1 protein-coding gene is annotated in these 791 nt (G+C 41.0%); it reads right to left on the minus strand.

The features are described 5' to 3' along the window. Nucleotides 1-278: 278 nt before the first annotated feature. The gene (locus QVO99_RS00150; protein WP_288176823.1) at nucleotides 279-644 is read right to left on the minus strand and encodes a hypothetical protein; all 366 of its coding nucleotides are present in this window, start codon (nucleotides 642-644) and stop codon (nucleotides 279-281) included. Nucleotides 645-791: the final 147 nt, after the last annotated feature.

Here is a 791-nt window from a genome sequence, read left to right on the forward strand (position 1 = left end):
AGGAGGTAAATGTTATTCATAAAAGGCATTTACCTCCTACTTTCACATTTACCGACCTCCCACATCACCGTACATGCCGTTCGGCATACGGCGGTTTCGTGCTTTTACACCTTACGGTGTGTGGCAAGTTGTTTTCAGCCATCCCTTCGAGATACGTCACTTCTATTCTATTGTCGAAATCATCACACTAAATAACGCAGGTAAAGGACTTGCCAATCAAGACAAGCCCTCTACCCTGATTTATACATGATAACTTTACCTTACACTAACTTAAAAATCTATTGCAGCTTATACGTTTCTGTCTTAACTCCATTTACAATAAATGTCACCATCACTACGCTGTTTATACCACCTACGCTATTATAATGCACAGTATAGTTTTTCTGACCTTTAGGCAGATGTGTTGTCTGACCTTTTACCGATGTCGTGGAAACTATCACATCCACATCTTCTTGTAATCCATATCGGAAATTAATGTAAATACGTGAAGTTGCGGCATCAATCTTAAGTGATTTCTGCAACAGATCATTAACCACTTTCAACGAGTCGTAAACGAGCGCTCCATCCTTCTTGGAACAAACGCGGACTTTATACTCGCCTAATACAGGATCATCACCAATGGCAAAGGTATATCCTTCTCCCAAATATCGGCCGTCTGAATCGAACCATTGACATGACACACGTTCTGAAGCATCACTCAATGTAAGGAAATGCTTTCCATTGTATATCTAACGCTCGGGAACGACATTTACTGCTTTTCGCGGAAGGCTTCTCACTATGAAATTCTCTCC

The sequence above is a fragment of the Prevotella sp. CAG:592 genome, assembly GCF_000436015.1.
Lineage (GTDB): Bacteria > Bacteroidota > Bacteroidia > Bacteroidales > Bacteroidaceae > Prevotella > Prevotella pectinovora.